Below are 2,025 nucleotides of genomic sequence, written 5' to 3'. Positions count from 1 at the left end.
GAATCGCGTGAGCGGCCGCCGCAGAAATTTGGAAGGGGATGTCTTCATCGATGGCACTGGGTTCGAGGGGGTGGCCGGCCGAATCGGACGGAGCGGGGGCCATCCCGCTGGGCTCGCCGGACTCCGGCAGCGGCCACCGGTTGACCAGCAGCGCGTACAACGCGGCGCCGATCCCGCGGATGTCGTCCTCGGGGCTGCTGTCGGGCAGGGTGGCGGGGAAGGCCAGCACCACGTCGCCCTCGATGCTGACCCGCACCCGCGCGGGATGATCGATCGACAGGGCGAGACCGGCGTGGTGGGCAGCCTCGGCGGCCGCGGCCAGGGTCTGCATCGCGCGCGACGCACCGGCGGCCGACGGCAAGGTGGCGGCGACCTCCTGCAACGAGCCGCCCCGGACCCATTCGCTGACCACGAGCCCGCCGGTGCCGGTGTGGACGACATCGAGGATGCGGGCGATCCCCAGCTTGTCGACGCGGCTCAGCTCCATGGTGAGCGCCAGGATTTCGCGGATCTGCTCGTCGGGCAGATCGCCCTCGGGATCGACAAAGGTCAACGCCACCTGTCGATTCAGCGCGGTATCGAGCGCCTGCCAGAACTGGAGCGGCGGCGCACCTCCGTGAAACACCAGCAACCGATAGCGGCCGCGCGCAATGACAGCACCTGGAACCAGGTGCTGCTCGTCCGAGGACATCACCGCCGCGGCGCCGTTCGGCACCGGACCGTCGCCCCGCGGCGCGTTGACCGTGCCGACGTGCGGATCGGCCGGCACGTCGGGGTGGAAGTCGTTGGCCGGGCCAACCGATCCGGCAGTTGACGAGAGTCCGGGAGCAGCTGTCACCGAGGCGCTGTCCGATGAGCCGTCGTCCATCTCCGCTCCTCTTTCCGGCCCGTCCCCGGTTTCCGGCCCCTCCTTGGTTGATTGTCCCGGGTGCCGACCCCGGAGGTCTCGCGCTACGGGGCGCCCCGCTGGTGCACCCGCAATCCTGCGCTCAGGGTACGTGACGATGCCGGGGCGCAACAGGTGATCGCGGCCAGCGAGTTTCGGCGCCGGGACAGCGGCTGAACTGCCAGAAGCCGGCGGCGCGCCTTTGCCGCGGGCCGGCGTGGCACCGATCCAGCCGCGAACCTTGGCCAGCGCCGCCTGCGCCTCGGGCACCTGCGCGCGGACCATGACCACGGCCACAATCGGCACCATGACCACCGCAAGGACGACCAGTCGGAGCAACGAACCAGCACCGCCGCCGTAGGTCGTCAGCCGCTGCAAACCCATCAGCACATCGACCAGGTAGGCAACCAGCCCGGCCAGCAGCGACGCGGTGGCCGTCACCAGAATCGTGCGCACCTCGGCTACCGCGAGCAGATGACCCCCGTAGGGCCGCAACGCATTACGCAGCAGGACGTAGCCGGTGACTGCGCCGGCCACGAAACCTAGGCCGTTGGCCAACCCGAGGTAACCCGCGACCAGGTCGGGGTTGTCGGTCAGATGCGGCGCGATCAGCGACGCCGCGACCTTGGCGATCGTGATCACCACGATGATCGCGAGCGGTATCCACGGCTGCTCGCGGGCGTAGAACACCCGTAACTGCAGCAGCACCACGGCGTAGGGCAGCAGCGTGAACGCGGACATCGCGATGGCCCGGCCCAAGTGGCCGGCGTCAACGCCGCCGAATCGGCCGTAAGCGAACAGCGCGCTACCCATCGCCGACCCGCCGACCGTCATGAACGCCACCGTGGGGATCAGCGTGATCATCGTCAGCCGGGTGGCCAGCGAGAGGTCGGCGAGCACCGCAGCGGTGTCGTCGGCGGCGGCGTTGCGGCTCAGCCTCGGCATCACCACCGTCAGCACGGTCACACCGATCATGCCGTAGGGAAGCATCAGCACCAGCCAGGTGTAGGTGTAGATGGCCGGCCCGGAAGCGGCTGCGGTGCTGGCGATCTGGTTGGTGACGACCAGGCCGATTTGGCTGATCAGCACGTAGCACACCATCGCTGCGGCCATCGTGCCGAAGCGTTTGAGCCGGGCGT

The 2,025-nt window shown here is 69.4% G+C and carries 1 protein-coding gene; it reads right to left on the bottom strand.

Features of this window, described 5'->3' with window-relative positions; genetic code table 11:
• Window positions 1-2,025: lipid II flippase MurJ (locus AC2VNT_RS02190; RefSeq protein WP_486945294.1), on the bottom strand; the 2,025-nt coding region annotated here is incomplete at both ends.

It is taken from the genome of Mycobacterium sp. TH-M15 (genome assembly GCF_057473705.1).
Note: the sequence above shows the minus strand (reverse complement) of the source record. Positions and strands in the feature narration are given on the sequence as shown.